General features: G+C 73.2%; 1 pseudogene. It reads right to left on the bottom strand.

Features of this window, described 5'->3' with window-relative positions:
* Positions 1 to 85: 85 nt before the first annotated feature.
* Positions 86 to 287 (bottom strand): annotated as a pseudogene (locus ACFXIV_RS48370) (hypothetical protein); the annotation flags it as partial.

Genomic DNA, 287 nt, shown 5'->3' with positions numbered 1-287 from the left:
CGTCAAGATCAACTGCACACGCTGTACGGAAGGTCGGCGAGATGACCGGCGGGGACCAGCACCGGGCTCGGGGTCCGGCCGGCGGTCAGCGCGGCCAGGGGAGGGTGGCGTAGAGCCGGTAGTCGGTGCCGTCCCAGCCGTGTTCGAGGGTGCCGCCCGCGAGCAGGGTGCGCTCCTTCAGTCCGATGAGGCCCTGTCCGGCGCCGGGGATCGCGGTGCCGGTGCTCGTGCTGTCGCGCTGTGCAGCGTCGCGCCGCGCGGGGTTGCGGATCTCGACCGTCAGGCCC

The sequence above is a fragment of the Nocardia sp. NPDC059236 genome, from assembly GCF_042754085.1.
Taxonomy (GTDB): domain Bacteria; phylum Actinomycetota; class Actinomycetes; order Mycobacteriales; family Mycobacteriaceae; genus Nocardia.
Note: the sequence above shows the minus strand (reverse complement) of the source record. Positions and strands in the feature narration are given on the sequence as shown.